The organism is Gibbsiella quercinecans (genome assembly GCF_002291425.1).
Classification (GTDB): domain Bacteria; phylum Pseudomonadota; class Gammaproteobacteria; order Enterobacterales; family Enterobacteriaceae; genus Gibbsiella; species Gibbsiella quercinecans.
In genome coordinates, this window is record NZ_CP014136.1 from 2023545 (window position 1) to 2039092 (window position 15548).

General features: G+C 54.2%; 17 protein-coding genes. 6 read left to right on the forward strand and 11 right to left on the reverse strand.

Going from position 1 to position 15548, the window contains the following annotated elements; genetic code table 11:
* Position 1 precedes the first annotated feature (1 nt).
* From folP to rlmE, 3 genes are all read right to left on the reverse strand, one after another.
* The gene (gene folP, locus ACN28Q_RS09415) at positions 2–838 is read right to left on the reverse strand and encodes a dihydropteroate synthase (RefSeq protein ID WP_095846108.1); all 837 of its coding nucleotides are present in this window, start codon (positions 836–838) and stop codon (positions 2–4) included.
* 91 nt (positions 839–929) lie between these two features.
* On the reverse strand, positions 930–2861 hold the full coding sequence (ftsH, locus tag ACN28Q_RS09420) for an ATP-dependent zinc metalloprotease FtsH (RefSeq protein ID WP_095846109.1): 1932 nt from the start codon (positions 2859–2861) through the stop codon (positions 930–932).
* Positions 2862–2917: 56 nt separating this feature from the next.
* Entirely contained in the window at positions 2918–3547 is a 630-nt protein-coding gene (gene rlmE / locus ACN28Q_RS09425) for a 23S rRNA (uridine(2552)-2'-O)-methyltransferase RlmE (RefSeq protein ID WP_095846110.1), read from the reverse strand.
* A 144-nt stretch (positions 3548–3691) separates the two neighbouring features.
* Here rlmE and yhbY point away from each other — a divergent pair, with 144 nt between their 5' ends.
* Positions 3692–3985: a ribosome assembly RNA-binding protein YhbY gene (gene yhbY, locus ACN28Q_RS09430; protein ID WP_095846111.1), complete on the forward strand. Its 294-nt coding sequence runs from the start codon at positions 3692–3694 to the stop codon at positions 3983–3985.
* A gap of 114 nt (positions 3986–4099) precedes the next feature.
* Here yhbY and greA read toward each other — a convergent pair whose 3' ends face one another.
* Positions 4100–4576: a transcription elongation factor GreA gene (gene greA / locus ACN28Q_RS09435; RefSeq protein WP_095846112.1), complete on the reverse strand. Its 477-nt coding sequence runs from the start codon at positions 4574–4576 to the stop codon at positions 4100–4102.
* Between the two features lie 256 nt (positions 4577–4832).
* Here greA and dacB point away from each other — a divergent pair, with 256 nt between their 5' ends.
* Positions 4833–6266, forward strand: a complete 1434-nt coding sequence (gene dacB, locus ACN28Q_RS09440; RefSeq protein WP_095846113.1) for a serine-type D-Ala-D-Ala carboxypeptidase — start codon at positions 4833–4835, stop codon at positions 6264–6266.
* A gap of 110 nt (positions 6267–6376) precedes the next feature.
* Here dacB and cgtA read toward each other — a convergent pair whose 3' ends face one another.
* The 4 genes from cgtA to rplU form a co-directional block, all read right to left on the reverse strand.
* Entirely contained in the window at positions 6377–7558 is a 1182-nt protein-coding gene (cgtA, locus tag ACN28Q_RS09445) for an Obg family GTPase CgtA (protein WP_095846114.1), read from the reverse strand.
* A 16-nt stretch (positions 7559–7574) separates the two neighbouring features.
* Positions 7575–8546 (reverse strand): DMT family transporter, encoded by a 972-nt coding sequence (locus ACN28Q_RS09450; protein WP_095846115.1) that lies wholly within the window; start codon positions 8544–8546, stop codon positions 7575–7577.
* Between the two features lie 99 nt (positions 8547–8645).
* Positions 8646–8903: a 50S ribosomal protein L27 gene (gene rpmA, locus ACN28Q_RS09455; RefSeq protein WP_095846116.1), complete on the reverse strand. Its 258-nt coding sequence runs from the start codon at positions 8901–8903 to the stop codon at positions 8646–8648.
* A 17-nt stretch (positions 8904–8920) separates the two neighbouring features.
* Positions 8921–9232, reverse strand: coding sequence for a 50S ribosomal protein L21 (rplU, locus tag ACN28Q_RS09460; protein WP_095846117.1), 312 nt, complete (start codon positions 9230–9232; stop codon positions 8921–8923).
* Between the two features lie 268 nt (positions 9233–9500).
* On the opposite strand from rplU, the gene ispB reads away from it, so the two are divergent.
* A complete protein-coding gene (gene ispB / locus ACN28Q_RS09465) occupies positions 9501–10472 on the forward strand; it encodes an octaprenyl diphosphate synthase (RefSeq protein WP_095848980.1) in 972 nt (323 codons plus the stop codon).
* A gap of 44 nt (positions 10473–10516) precedes the next feature.
* On the opposite strand, the gene ACN28Q_RS09470 is transcribed toward ispB, so the two are convergent.
* A complete protein-coding gene (locus ACN28Q_RS09470) occupies positions 10517–10885 on the reverse strand; it encodes a DNA-binding protein (protein ID WP_095846118.1) in 369 nt (122 codons plus the stop codon).
* A gap of 179 nt (positions 10886–11064) precedes the next feature.
* Between ACN28Q_RS09470 and ACN28Q_RS09475 the strand changes: the two genes are divergently transcribed.
* Entirely contained in the window at positions 11065–11325 is a 261-nt protein-coding gene (locus ACN28Q_RS09475) for a helix-turn-helix domain-containing protein (RefSeq protein ID WP_095846119.1), read from the forward strand.
* A gap of 69 nt (positions 11326–11394) precedes the next feature.
* Here ACN28Q_RS09475 and mdh read toward each other — a convergent pair whose 3' ends face one another.
* Entirely contained in the window at positions 11395–12336 is a 942-nt protein-coding gene (gene mdh, locus ACN28Q_RS09480; protein WP_095846120.1) for a malate dehydrogenase, read from the reverse strand.
* 469 nt (positions 12337–12805) lie between these two features.
* Between mdh and argR the strand changes: the two genes are divergently transcribed.
* Positions 12806–13276: a transcriptional regulator ArgR gene (argR, locus tag ACN28Q_RS09485; protein WP_095846121.1), complete on the forward strand. Its 471-nt coding sequence runs from the start codon at positions 12806–12808 to the stop codon at positions 13274–13276.
* Positions 13277–13640: 364 nt separating this feature from the next.
* The gene (gene yhcN, locus ACN28Q_RS09490) at positions 13641–13904 is read left to right on the forward strand and encodes a peroxide/acid stress response protein YhcN (RefSeq protein ID WP_095846122.1); all 264 of its coding nucleotides are present in this window, start codon (positions 13641–13643) and stop codon (positions 13902–13904) included.
* Between the two features lie 231 nt (positions 13905–14135).
* Here the strand turns inward: yhcN and mpl are convergent, their stop codons facing one another.
* Positions 14136–15515: a UDP-N-acetylmuramate:L-alanyl-gamma-D-glutamyl-meso-diaminopimelate ligase gene (gene mpl, locus ACN28Q_RS09495; protein ID WP_095846123.1), complete on the reverse strand. Its 1380-nt coding sequence runs from the start codon at positions 15513–15515 to the stop codon at positions 14136–14138.
* Positions 15516–15548: the final 33 nt, after the last annotated feature.

Here is a 15548-nt window from a genome sequence, read left to right on the forward strand (position 1 = left end):
TCTACTGTCCCTTAGCTAAAAGTGTTGCCTCGACGACACGCATCGCCTCGACGGTTTCTTTAACGTCATGCACTCTGACAATCTGCGCGCCCTGCATCGCAGCGATAACCGCGCAGGCAACGCTGCCGATAAGCCGTTGTTCAGGCGGTACATTAAGCAGTTGGCCAATCATGGATTTACGTGACATGCCCACCAATAGCGGCAAACCGAAATGATGAAACTCGGATAACCGTGCCAGAAGCTGATAATTATGCGCCAGATTCTTACCGAAACCGAAGCCTGGGTCGAGCAGCAATTTCTGATTTGTTATCCCCGCCGCATTGCAGCGGGCAATATGGTGCTGGAAAAACGCATTCACATCACCAATCAGATCGTCATACTGCGGCGCCTGTTGCATCGTGCGTGGTTCGCCCTGCATGTGCATCAGGCACACCGGCAGTTCACTTTGTGCCGCTGCAGCCAATGCGCCCGGTTCCTGTAACGATCGCACATCGTTGATCAAATGCGCGCCCGCGTTTGCGGATTCGCGGATCACCGCCGCCTTCGAGGTATCAACCGAAATAAAGACTTCAAAGCGCTGCGCCAGCGCTTCAACCACCGGCACCACGCGCGCCAACTCCTCGTCGTCGCTGACATCGGCCGCCCCGGGGCGGGTTGATTCGCCGCCCACATCGATCATCGTCGCGCCTGCGGCAATCATCGCCTGCGCATGCTGCAGCGCGGCATTCAGCGAATTATGGCGGCCGCCGTCAGAGAAGGAGTCAGGTGTGACGTTGAGAATGCCCATCACCTGCGGATGGGTGAGGTCAAGAGTCATGTCGCGCACGGTCAACTGCATGATAAATCTACCTTACTGTTCCGAATTCATCGCCCATTGGGCAATAAAAAACCCCGGGCTGGCCGGGGTTTGATGTTATTGCACAGCCAACTTACTTGTCGAGCTGTTCAGACATAGTGTTGCCTGGGTTTGGCGTACGTGGCTCATCAACCGGCGTCGGCGCTTTCGGGCTGCCGCCGTTGTCAGAGCTGTTGTTTTTGCTCGCATCATCCCAGCCTGCCGGCGGGCGCACGTCTTTACGGTTCATCAGATCGTCGATCTGCGGCGCGTCGATGGTTTCATATTTCATCAGGGCATCCTTCATTGAGTGCAGGATATCCATGTTTTCCATCAACAGCGTACGCGCACGGGTGTAGTTGCGTTCAATCAGCGACTTCACTTCCTGATCGATAATGCGCGCCGTTTCATCAGACATGTGCTTCGCCTTGGCCACCGAGCGGCCCAGGAACACTTCGCCTTCCTCTTCGGCATACAACAGCGGCCCCAGCTTCTCGGAGAAGCCCCATTGGGTCACCATGTTGCGCGCGATGGAGGTGGCGACTTTAATGTCATTCGACGCACCGGTAGACACTTTTTCCGGCCCGTAGATGATCTCTTCCGCCAGGCGGCCACCGTACAGCGTGGAAATCTGGCTCTCCAGCTTCTGGCGGCTGGCGCTGATCGCATCGCCTTCCGGCAGGAAGAACGTCACACCCAATGCGCGGCCACGCGGAATAATCGTTACCTTATGCACAGGATCGTGTTCAGGAACCAGGCGGCCGATGATGGCGTGGCCTGCTTCGTGATACGCGGTCGATTCTTTCTGCGCTTCGGTCATCACCATGGAGCGGCGTTCAGCCCCCATCATGATCTTGTCTTTGGCTTTCTCAAACTCCACCATCGACACGACACGCTTGTTACCGCGGGCGGCAAACAAGGCGGCTTCATTCACCAGGTTCGCCAGATCGGCGCCGGAGAAGCCAGGGGTACCACGTGCAATCACCGAGGCGTCGATATCCGCCGCCAAAGGTACGCGGCGCATATGCACTTTCAGAATCTGCTCACGGCCGCGTACGTCCGGCAGCCCAACCACAACCTGGCGGTCAAAACGGCCAGGACGCAGCAGCGCAGGGTCCAGCACGTCCGGGCGGTTAGTCGCGGCAATCACGATAATGCCTTCGTTGCCTTCGAAACCGTCCATCTCAACCAGCATCTGGTTCAGCGTCTGTTCACGTTCATCGTGACCACCACCCAGGCCGGCGCCACGCTGGCGACCGACGGCGTCGATTTCATCGATGAAGATGATGCACGGCGCGGCCTTCTTGGCCTGCTCGAACATGTCGCGCACGCGGGAAGCACCCACACCGACGAACATTTCAACGAAGTCGGAACCGGAAATGGTGAAGAACGGTACTTTGGCCTCGCCCGCAATGGCTTTCGCCAGCAGGGTTTTACCGGTACCCGGTGGCCCCACCATCAGCACGCCTTTCGGGATCTTGCCGCCCAACTTCTGGAAACGGCTCGGCTCGCGCAGGTATTCCACCAGTTCGCTGACTTCTTCTTTGGCTTCGTCACAGCCCGCAACGTCGGCAAACGTGGTTTTGATCTGGTCTTCCGTCAGCATGCGGGCCTTGCTCTTGCCGAAGGACATCGCGCCCTTGCCGCCGCCGCCCTGCATTTGCCGCATAAAGAAAATCCAGACGCCGATCAGCAATAGCATCGGGAACCAGGAAATAAAGATAGAAGCCAGCAAACTCGGCTCTTCAGGCGGTTCACCGACAACTTTCACATTCTTGGTCAGTAACGTATCCAACAGTTTTGGATCGTTAACAGGGATAAAAGTCGTGTATCGGTTACTATCTTTCTTGGTAACGTTGATCTCACGTCCGTTAATTCGTGCTTCACGAATCTGATCTTGGGTCAGTTCGGACATGAAGGTAGAGTAATCTACCCTACGGCCATTCGACTCGCTGGGCCCAAAGCTCTGGAATACGGACATCAATACTACCGCGATGACCAACCAGAGAATTAGGTTTTTCGCCATGTCACTCAAGGGATTAACCTCATATTACAACTGTGTTAACAAACAGCGTTAGGGTACTACAGTTTGCGCCCTGTCGCTACAATGTACACTTCACGCGAACGTGCGCGAGAAGCGTCTGGCTTACGAATCTTAACCTTCGTAAACAGGGAGCGAATTTCCCGCAGATACTCGTCAAAGCCATCTCCCTGGAACACCTTCACCAGAAAACTTCCACCTGGTGCGAGAACATCACGACACATATCAAGCGCGAGTTCAACCAGATACATCGATCTTGGTATATCGACTGCCGGGGTGCCACTCATATTCGGGGCCATGTCGGACATGACCACCTGAACCTTACTTTCACCTACACGTTCCATCAAGGCTTTTAGCACCAGTTCATCACGAAAGTCGCCCTGAAGGAAATCGACGCCGACGATAGGATCCATCGGCAAAAGATCGCAGGCAATAATACGCCCGCTGCCGCCGATCTGGGTCACGACGTACTGCGACCAGCCACCTGGCGCTGCGCCCAAATCCACGACGGTCATTCCCGGTTTAAACAGTTTGTCACTTTGCTGTATTTCATCAAGTTTAAACCAGGCGCGAGATCGCAGCCCTTTTTTCTGCGCCTGTTGCACATATTTATCGCTAAAGTGTTCTTGTAACCAGCGACTGGAACTGGCCGAACGCTTTTTATTCGCCATCTCGTTTTCCAACTATCCTAAAAAGAGCCTTATGCCAAGTTCGCGACTCACGTAGACTCCCACAGGTCACAGACCGATTTGGTGATATACATGAGATGGCGGTAGAATGTACCGTTTTCAATCCCAACTTAAGCAAAAAAGACAATGAATCTGAATAACAAACAAAAACAGCACCTGAAAGGCTTGGCGCACCCGTTAAAACCGGTAGTCATGCTGGGTAATAACGGTCTGACCGAAGGGGTGCTGGCTGAAATAGAACAGGCTCTGGAGCACCATGAGCTGATCAAGGTAAAGATCGCGGCTGAAGATCGCGAAACCAAGTCCCTGATCGCCGACGCTATCGTTCGTGAAACCGGCGCCTGCAACGTACAGGTTATCGGTGGTACGCTCGTGCTTTATCGCCCAAGCAAAGAGCGAAAAATCAGTTTACCGCGTTAAACGCCGCCAGTTTAGCGAAAAGGTGCCATGCACCGGTTCAAGATAAAAGGCCGCGTGCGGCCTTTTTCCTTTCTTTACAAAAAGCTGGCTAACTTATAACCAGAGCCGGCGCGATCAAAGATATTCGACCTTCAGGATTTCATATTCAACGTCGCCGCCTGGGGTGTTAATCACCACCACATCATCATGCTCTTTGCCGATCAAACCGCGCGCCATCGGTGAGTTTACCGAAATCAGATTTTTCTTGAAGTCGGCCTCATCGTCACCCACGATGCGGTATGTCACTTCGTCATCGGTATCCAGGTTCAATATCGATACGGTAGCGCCAAAAATCACACGGCCGTTAGCGGGCATCTTGGTGACGTCGATCACCTGCGCGTTTGACAGTTTGGCTTCAATTTCCTGAATGCGCCCTTCGCAGAACCCTTGTTGTTCACGGGCCGCATGGTATTCCGCATTTTCTTTCAGATCGCCGTGTTCACGGGCTTCCGCGATGTCGGCAATGATTTTCGGCCGGCGCACGGTTTTCAAATGTTCAAGTTCTTCACGCAGCTTTTCTGCGCCAAGCAAGGTCATCGGAATCTGTTTCATAGTATCAATACCTCTAAATCATTCCTGTTCAAATAACCGTCATCCTGACGTATTCGTATGAAAAAACGGAGGGTTACACACCACCGTTTCCAGGCGACAAACAAAAGAAGCCTGACTCGGGCCAAGTGCCCGAGTCAGGTTCGGTTTTGCATTTTGATACGTATTTTACCGTAGAGTTCCTTAGGGGTCATCGTTTACTTTTTCCCTTAATGCACCGTAGTATGACGGCACGTTATCCAGCAGTTAGCCCGAGATTATGCGTTTTCCACGAATTGTCAGTGCATTGGCCTGTGCATTTGCCCTTAATGCAAATGCGGCCCCGGTTGAAGATTACACACAATATTTGCCTGATGGGGCCAACCTTGCCCTGGTCGTTCAGAAGATTGGGGCCACCACGCCCATCATCGATTATCACTCGCAGCAGATGGCCCTGCCGGCCAGTACGCAAAAGGTGCTGACCGCGCTGGCGGCATTGCTGCAGCTTGGCCCTGACTATCGGTTTTCCACCACGCTGGAAAGCCAGGGCAGCATCAGCGGCGGCACCCTGCGCGGCAACCTGATTGCGCGTTTTGGCGGCGATCCGACCTTTAAACGCCAAAATCTGCGCAACATGGTAGCGGCATTGAAAAAACAGGGCGTGCAGGAAATTAGCGGCGATGTGCTTATCGACACATCCGTGTTCGCCAGCCACGACAAAGCGCCCGGCTGGCCCTGGAACGACCTGACGCAGTGCTTCAGCGCGCCGCCTGCGGCGGCGATCGTCGATCGCAACTGTTTCTCGGTCTCGCTTTACAGCGCGCCGACGCCAGGGGAAATGGCGTTTATCCGCGTAGCCTCCTACTACCCGGTGAACATGTTCAGCCAGGTGCGCACCCTGGCAAAAGGCTCGCCGGATGCCCAGTACTGCGAGCTGGACGTGGTGCCGGGGGAACTGAACCGCTTCACCCTGACCGGCTGCCTGACGCAGCGTAGCGAACCGTTGCCGCTGGCATTTGCCGTCCAGGATGGTGCCAGCTATGCCGGCGCGATTTTGAAAGATGAATTGACGCAGGCCGGTATCGTGATCAAAGGCCACCTGAAACGCCAAACCCAACCGGGCATGAAGGGCGAAGTTATCGCGCAGACCCAGTCGGCGCCGCTGCACGATCTGCTGAAGATCATGCTGAAAAAATCGGACAACATGATTGCCGACACGGTGTTCCGCACCATTGGCCACGAGCGCTTCGGCGTGCCAGGCACCTGGCGTGCAGGTTCGGACGCGGTGCGCCAGGTGCTGCGCCAAAAAGCCGGCGTGGATCTGGGCAACAATATAGTGGTCGACGGCTCCGGCCTCTCGCGCCACAACCTGCTGACGCCGGCCACCATGATGCAGGCGTTGCAGTACATCGCCCAGCATGACAACGAGCTGGACTTTATCTCCATGCTGCCGCTGGCGGGGTATGACGGCACGCTGCGCTATCGCGGCGGCCTGCACGAAGCCGGCGTCGACGGCAAAGTCTCAGCCAAGACCGGTGCATTGCAGGGCGTTTACAACCTGGCGGGCTTTATTACCACCGCGAGCGGCCAACGCTATGCGTTCGTGCAGTATCTGTCTGGCTACGCCGTGCCGCCGGAAGATCAGAAACAGCGCCGAGTGCCGCTGGTGCGCTTTGAAAGCCGCCTGTACCGGGATATCTACCAAAACAACTAAGGCAAGCCGCCGGTTACAACCCGGCCAACGCAAACAAGCCCCGCTTCCCAATGGGAAGCGGGGCTTGTCATTAAGCGTGCCGATAAGCAGGCACGCAGCAGGGCAACTTCTTACTTCTGGTAGATGATTTCAACGCCTTCGTCGTCATCTTCGTCCCAGTCGTCATCCCAATCATCGTCTGTGGCTTCGGCTTCAGCTTCCGCTTCGGCAAGCTGTTCACGGTGATAATCATCCCACATGAACTCGACTTTCTCCGGCGCGCTTTCTTCGATCGCCATTTCCTTCGGTTGGGTGTTGATGAAGTTCATCACGTCCCAGCACAGGGCGTTGACGCCGGCACGATTGGCGGCAGAAATCATGTAGTACTTATCTTCCCAGCCCAGGGCCTCTACAATCGCCTTGGCGTGCTCGGCAGCCTCTGCCTCATCCATCAGGTCAACTTTGTTGAACACCAGCCAGCGTGGCTTGTGCGCCAGATTTTCGCTGTATTGCTGCAGTTCGTTGATGATGATTTTCGCATTCTCTACCGGATCGGACTCATCGATCGGCGCAATATCCACCAGGTGCAACAGCACGCGGCAGCGCTCCAGGTGCTTCAGGAAACGGATACCCAGCCCAGCACCGTCGGCCGCGCCTTCGATCAGCCCAGGGATATCTGCCACCACGAAGCTTTGCTCGTTGTCCATGCGCACCACACCCAGGCTTGGCACCAGAGTGGTAAACGGATAGTCGGCAACCTTCGGCTTGGCGGCGGATACCGCACGGATGAAGGTAGATTTACCGGCGTTCGGCAGGCCAAGCATCCCGACATCAGCCAGCAACAGCAATTCCAGCAGAATGTCGCGTTCTTCCCCTGGCGTGCCATTGGTTTTCTGGCGCGGCGCACGGTTCACCGATGACTTGAAGCGAGTGTTGCCCAAGCCATGCCAGCCGCCTTTGGCGATCATCAGGCGCTGCTGATGGCGCGTCATGTCACCCAGGATCTCACCGGTGCCGAGATCTTTCACGCGGGTACCGACCGGCACTTTGATAGTGATATCTTTACCACGCTTGCCGGTGCAGTCACGGCTTTGGCCGTTCTGGCCACGTTCAGCACGGAACGACTTCTCAAAGCGGTAGTCAATCAGAGTGTTCAGGTTCTCGTCAGCCAACAGATAGACGTCGCCGCCGTCGCCGCCATCGCCGCCATCCGGCCCACCGTTAGGAATATATTTCTCGCGGCGAAAGCTGACGCAGCCATTACCACCGTCACCAGCAAAGACCTGAATCGTCGCTTCATCTACAAACTTCATTTACCGTCTCCGTAACTCATTCACCGGGCGGCTTCAAAGGAGCAACCCGATTTATTTCTGTCCGACGCGGCCACCAACGGTGGCCGATTGCGGAAAACATAGCGCCCGCCACCACCACGAATGCGCCAATATAACCAACCAGGTTCAGGGGCGGGGCAGCAAACATCTGTGGCCATGCCAAAGCCAATAAATCAGAGAACAACAGGGTAAACAACGGGGTGAGCGTCACCAGCGCGCTTACCTGTGCCGCCTGCCAGCGCGCCATGGCTTCAGCCAGCGCGCCATAACCAATCAGCGTATTCGCACCGCAAAACAGCAAACAGGCCAATTGCCAGCCGCTAAGCTGGAAAATCACCGCCGGCTCGGCCAGAGGGAATAACGCCGCTGCACATAAAGTGTACAGCAATACCAGGATTTGTGGTGAAGCCAGACGGCGCAACAACACTTTCTGCGCTACGCCATAAGCGACCCACACCATGGCCGCACATACACCCAACAGCACCCCCAGGGTGTAATCCGTCAGGCGAGTAAAAATCTCAACCAGGCTAACGTTAAAAAACAGCATCAGCCCGCTAATCAGCATCAATGCGCCAATCACCTGGGTGATACGCATCCGTTCTTTCAGTATCAACACGCTGGCAAACATCATGCCTACCGGCGAAAGCTGCCCGATCACCTGGGAAGCCGTCGGGCTCAGGTATTGTAGCGAGGAGCTAAAGAACACGAAATTCCCCAACAAGCCCGCGGTAGCTATCGCCAGCAGCAGCAGCCAGCGTGACCGCGCAAAGAGCTGCAACGGCGGCAGACTGCCCCGCACGGCCAAGATCAGGCACAGCCCGATTGCGGCAAGGCTAAAGCGGTACCAGACGATGGTAAACGGCGCCATCGTCTCCAGCACTTCTTTCATTGCGATTGGCAGCGCGCCCCAACAAACAGCCGTTGTCAGCGCTAAAAAAATGCCTATGCCAGCCTGCTGTTTTGTTTCCATGATACCCGTATAAGCACCAGGGGAGAGAGGTGTCCATAAATATAAAAAGCCCCGCAACGAATTGCGGGGCTTTTTTCTATGTAGGACCGGCTCGAAAAATTACTCAGCTTCGATGCTGATGAATTTACGGTTGCTCGGGCCTTTCACTTCGAATTTGACTTTACCGTCTTTCAAAGCGAACAGAGTGTGATCTTTGCCGCAACCCACGTTGCTACCAGCGTGGAATTTGGTGCCGCGCTGACGAACGATGATGCTGCCAGCCAGTACTGCTTCGCCGCCGAAGCGTTTTACGCCCAGACGTTTGGATTCGGAATCACGACCGTTACGAGTCGAGCCGCCAGCCTTTTTGTGTGCCATTAATCTGCTCTCCTAACTTAAGCGCTGATGCCGGTGATTTTTACATCAGTGAACCACTGACGGTGGCCCTGCTGCTTACGGTGGTGTTTACGGCGACGAAACTTAACGATTTTAACTTTCTCGCCACGACCGTGAGCAACGACTTCAGCTTTGATCTTGCCGCCATCGACGTAAGGAACGCCGATTTTGATATCATCGCCATTTGCGATCATCAGAATCTGGTCAAACTCAACCGCTTCACCAGTTGCGATGTCCAGCTTTTCCAAGCGAACGGTCTGACCTTCGCTTACTCGGTGTTGTTTACCACCACTTTGGAAAACCGCGTACATATAAAACTCCGCTTTCCGCGTGCTTAACTGTTCAGTACAGAGCGCGCTATAAATATTCACAATAGGGCGCGAATTCTACGCAATAATCCCGCGCATGACAAGAGCAGAATCAGGCCTGAAGTAGAAAAAAGAAGAAAAAAAACACAGTTTCTTTCGTGGCATTTATCTGGGGCGTTTTTCAAGTACAATCAGGAAACAGTTACCGCCATGCACCGATGTGAACAGCGATCTGATCGCTGTGAAGAGAAACACAGCTGAAAAAAATACAATGAAACCAGAACAAATTACCGATTTAACCGCGCAAGATATGGCGGACGTGAACGCAATCATTCTCGAACAGTTGAATTCCGAAGTCACGCTCATCAATCAGCTTGGCTATTACATCATCAGCGGCGGCGGTAAGCGCATTCGCCCGATGATCGCCGTGTTGGCGGCACGGGCACTGCAGTATGAAGGCAACAAGCACGTTACCGTCGCTGCGCTGATTGAATTCATCCACACCGCCACCCTATTACACGACGATGTAGTAGATGAATCCGACATGCGCCGCGGCAAAGCCACCGCCAACGCCGCTTTCGGCAACGCCGCCAGCGTGCTGGTCGGCGATTTCATTTATACCCGCGCTTTCCAGATGATGACCAGCCTGGAATCCTTGCGCGTGCTGGCGCTGATGTCGGAAGCGGTCAACGTCATCGCCGAAGGGGAAGTGCTGCAGTTAATGAACGTCCACGATCCCGATATTACCGAAGAAAGCTATATGCGGGTGATCTACAGCAAAACCGCGCGCCTGTTTGAAGCCGCTGCCCAGTCTTCCGCGATTTTGGCGGGCGCCAGCGAAGCCGAAGAAAACAGCCTGCGCGATTACGGCAGATACCTGGGCACCGCGTTCCAACTGATCGACGATCTGCTCGATTACAGCGCCGATGGCGCCACGCTGGGCAAAAACACCGGTGACGATCTTAACGAAGGGAAACCGACGCTACCACTGCTGCATGCCATGCACCATGGCAACAGCGAGCAGGCGGCGCTCATCCGCGAGGCGATTGAGCAAGGCAACGGCCGCCATCTGCTGGAGCCGGTCTTGGCAGCCATGCAGCAATGCGGCTCGTTGGAATATACCCGTCTGCGTGCAGAGGAAGAAGCCGACAAAGCTATCGCCGCCCTGCAGGTTTTACCGGCATCGCCATACCGCCAGGCGTTGGAAGGCCTGGCGCATATGGCGGTACAGAGAAACCATTAAGAACGTAATACGGCCGTCAGTTTTCATAGGCCCGCAGCCCGGGCCTATGCCTCTTCCCCGGCGTTATTTTCCCCGCTGATGCGTTTTAACAGGTTGCCTATCCCTTCACGCATCAGGAATGCCAACACCTTTTCGCGTTCGCCCTCTGACATGTGCCAATAGTACTCAACCCAAACCACCAGCGGATCTTTGCGATCCAGATCGTAACTCGCAGGTTCTTCTTTCAGTAACAAAAGGTGGCGGGCATCTTTCGGCAGGCTATCTACATGATACTCCAGCGCCTTTCCCTGAACACCTTTGCGGCGACGGCTAACCCAACCTTCACGACGGGCCATCAAATTAATTCCTTGTGGTGAAGAAGGTAACCCCGCAACGCCTATAAGTTCCTTGGCAGCAAACCACTCATTTTTCATAGCCATGTTCTCTGACGATAGTGTAGCGAAAAAATTTCAGAAACTATTTAGATATTTTCCAGAAAATTTAATGGTATTCTGGTTTCTGTATAAACGTTTTAATTGATGAAAACGTTTAAGTTATACAGTTTATTTATACCACTAACATGACTTTGGCTAACCAAAAAAGGAATGTAAACATGAATTCAAGGAAACCTGACTGGCACCCAGCGGATGTTATTGCGGCATTACGTAAAAAAGGCACCACTCTGGCGGCGGTGTCGCGCAAGGCTGGCCTGTGTTCTTCCACCCTGGCGAATGCGCTATCGCGGCCGTGGCCAAAAGGCGAATGGCTGATCGCCGAAGCGCTGGAGGTGCATCCGGCGGAGATCTGGCCAAGCCGCTATTTTGATCCACAAACCAACCGCTTGCTGGATCGGAAGAGCCGTATCAAGCAGTGAGTGCAAAAAGAAATAAAAAAACCGCCGGTTTCATACCGGCGGCTACATTATGCGGTTAAAGGCAGGGGATCAGGCGTTGTGGATAAACTTCTCGCCCAGTTCGATATCTTTACGCAACACGTCCAGCATATCGTCCAGCGCGTTTTGCTCATAAGCGCTCAACGGCCCGATAGCCTGATATTGTTCGATACCGTCTTTACCCAGCAGCAGTGGTTGCGCGAAGAAGCGGGCATATTCACCATCGCCCTCAACGTAAGCACATTCCACCACCCCCTTTTCACCATTCATGGCGCGCACCAGGGAAAGCGCAAAGCGTGCCGCGGCCAGGCCCATCGACAAGGTTGCCGAGCCGCTGCCAGCTTTGGCTTCCACCACTTCGGTACCCGCATCCTGGATACGTTTGGTCAGGGCTTCCACTTCATGCTCGCTGAAGCTAACGCCAGGAATTTGCGAAAGCAGCGGCAGAATGGTCACGCCGGAATGGCCACCGATAACAGGCACCTCCAGTGTTTCCGGCTGTTTGTCTTTCAGCTCCGCCACAAAGGTGTTGGAACGGATGACGTCCAGCGTGGTGACGCCGAACAGCTTGCGCTTGTCATACACCCCGGCATTCTTCAACACTTCGGCCGCAATCGGCACCGTGGTATTCACCGGGTTAGTAATAACGCCGATACAGGCTTGCGGGCAGGTTTTTGCCGCCTGCGCGATCAGGTTGCGCACAATGCTGGCATTAACATTAAACAGGTCGGAACGGTCCATCCCCGGCTTACGTGCCACACCGGCGGAAATCAGCACCACGTCCGCCCCCTGCAGCGCCGGAGTGGCATCTTCACCGCAGAAGCCTTTGATGCTGACCGGCGTAGGGATATGGCTGAGATCAACGGCCACGCCTGGGGTGACAGGAGCAATGTCGTACAGAAAGAGTTCAGAACCTGAAGGAAGTTGGGTCTTGAGTAGAAGGGCGAGGGCCTGGCCGATACCGCCAGCAGCACCGAGAACTGCAACTTTCATCCTATACTCCTTTATTATCTTAAATATAAAAGCGCCGTGAATTCATGGGGTGCGAACCTTAATTTATTACGCTTGTAAAAACAATCTCTTAACTATAGGGTTTAAGAGGCTCAAACACGATGGAAGCAGAACATGACTTCCATTCTAGATGAAATCACTTACGCATTAAGGGCATAGCACGCATTAACCAGAAATAATACGTGTTAAATCACACGCAGGCTGGTCCGAACGCCACATTACACCCTTCCTTTACATCACAATAATATCACTTCTATAACATTTTGTTCACTTTTTGAGTGGTGTGGCCTCCGCGCCAAAAGGCATATTCATCCGCGGCCGATACTGCTAGAATAGCGCGCTCCACGCTCGCCATGCCATGCAACCCCACATTCCACCGTCCCCTTATTGCATAAAAATGCATATAAATGCATAATAATGGCTTCTGTCTCTCAACATTCCACGGTGCAAAATGCGTAATCCCGCAAAGCAGGAAGATCTGATCAAAGCGTTCAAAGCGTTATTGAAAGAAGAAAAATTCAGCTCTCAGGGCGAGATCGTTTTAGCGCTGCAAGAAGAAGGTTTCGAAAATATCAACCAGTCCAAGGTATCGCGTATGCTGACAAAGTTCGGCGCCGTACGCACGCGCAATGCCAAAATGGAAATGGTGTACTGCCTTCCCGCGGAGCTTGGTGTACCGACCACCACCAGCCCGCTGAAAAATTTGGTGCTGGATGTCGATCATAATGATGCCTTGGTGGTTATCCACACCAGCCCCGGCGCTGCGCAGCTGATCGCCCGCCTGCTTGATTCACTCGGCAAATCGGAAGGCATCCTTGGCACCATCGCTGGTGATGACACTATTTTCGTGACGCCTGCCAGTAATTTTACCGCCCATCAGCTATTCGAAGCTATCCTGGCGCTGTTCGAACAGGAATTATAGCGCCACAGGGCAGCAAAAAACGCGGTGTGAGCCGCGTTCTTGTATTTACCCACTCGTCAACCTCGCCGCACGCCCTTTTCCTGTTCCCCATAAAAGCCATTCCCCCACCCTTTACCGATCTGATTGTTACGCACGTTTAATCAAAAGTTACCAGTCTATTGAAATCACATGCTTTTAACATGGAATGGTTATTTAGTGTTCAGTTTTTATTCTTTCTGATTATTATCACGCGAATGTTAATAAAAAAGCCTTATTGCATATCGTTAGCTTGCTATTAATTTTCAAGGTTACTAGATGTATACTCATTTCCACGATGTGGATCACAAGCTATGTGAATGGATCCGAGAATACAGTGAGGTTAGAAATGAAAATTAAAGCTACCGTTTTAGCGCTCAGCGCCTTATCCATGTTGGCTTTCGGTGCGTCAGCCGCCACCCTGGTTAATAACCAACAGGCAGAAACCCTGCAATCAATCGGCACCATCAGCGTAGGCAGCATCATCGGCGCGCCTTCCGATGTACGCCAGGCACTTTCTGAAAAAGCCGATAAGCAAGGCGCAACCGCCTACCGCATTATCGAAGCGAACGAAAACGGCAACTGGCACGCTACGGCCGAAATCTACAAGTAGTCGCCATGGTAGCAATAGCCGGCTCCTCCCGGCTATTGCACAAAAAAACCACCCCGGGTTTCCTAGAAAAAACTCGTCGTCCTATCCGACGAACCCCTTTGCCCCCGCTCGCGGGGGCTTTTTTATGCGCGTAAATCACTTGGGCAGATGCGGTGGACGGCAAAAACAGGGCCTGCAGAGCATAAAAAAACCGCCGGAATGGCGGTTTCATCAGTTTGGAGCCTGCGGCAATCAATAATGCGCTTTCAGCTCGGCTTTTTTCGCCAGCGCCGCCAGCAGCTTATCGTGGATACCGCCAAAACCGCCGTTGCTCATCACCAGTATATGGTCGCCAGGCTGAGCGGTTTTTACGATCATGTCCACCAGCGTATCCAGATCGGCGCTCCAGTGCGCCGGCTGCACGCAGGCTTCCGCCACTTCGGCAACCTGCCACGGAATATGGTGCGGCTGGAACAGGAACACTTCGTCAGCGCGCCCCAATGACGGCGCCAGTTCATTCTTGCTGATGCCCATTTTCATGGTGTTGGAACGTGGCTCCAGCACCGCCAAAATGCGCGCCGTGCCGCCGACCTTACTACGCAAAGCCGCCAGGGTGGCAAGAATGGCGGTTGGGTGATGGGCAAAATCGTCATAGACGGTCACGCCATTGGCTTCACCACGCAGTTCCAGCCGGCGGCGGGCGTTGATGAAATCCCCCAACGCACGGCAGGCATCGGCCGGCAACACGCCTACATGCCGGGTGGCGGCGATCGCCATCAGACCATTGTGCATATTATGCTCGCCCACCAAGGCCCATTTGACCTCCCCCACTTTTTCACCGTCGAGCAACACTTCATAATGGCTGGCGTCTGGCGTTAGCTTACGTGCGTGCCAAGTGCCATCTTCCCCGACCAGCTCCTGCTCGCTCCAACAGCCCATCGCCATCACCTGCTTCAGGTGCGCGTCATTCTCCGGCACAATGATCCGGCCTTTGCCCGGCACCAGGCGCACCAGGTGGTGGAACTGTTTCTGGATCGCTTTCAGATCGTCAAAGATATCGGCGTGATCAAACTCCAGGTTGTTCATGATCAGGGTCCGCGGGCAGTAATGCACAAACTTCGATCGTTTGTCGAAGAACGCACAGTCATACTCATCGGCTTCGATCACAAAGAACGGACTGTCGCCCAAACGTGCAGAAACCTCAAAGTTGCCCGGTACGCCGCCAATGACAAACCCCGGTTGATAGCCACACGCTTCCAGGATCCAGGTCGCCATGCCTGCCGTGGTGGTTTTGCCATGGGTGCCCGCCACCGCCAGCACCCAACGATCGCGCAGCACATAATCGTGCAGCCACTGCGGCCCGGAAACATACGGGATCCCCTGTTCCAACACCACTTCCACGCAAGGATTGCCGCGCGTCATGGCATTACCGATGATCACCAGATCGGGAGCGGGATCCAACTGGGCCGGATCGTAACCCTGAATGAGATCGATTCCCTGGTTCTCCAGTAGCGTGCTCATTGGCGGGTAGACGTTAGCGTCTGAGCCGGTGACCTCATGCCCCAACGAGCGGGCCAGCATCGCCAACCCCCCCATAAAGGTGCCACAGATCCCAAGAATGTGAATGCGCATAGGTTTCTCATTTAGTGACGTCGAATTAGCGCT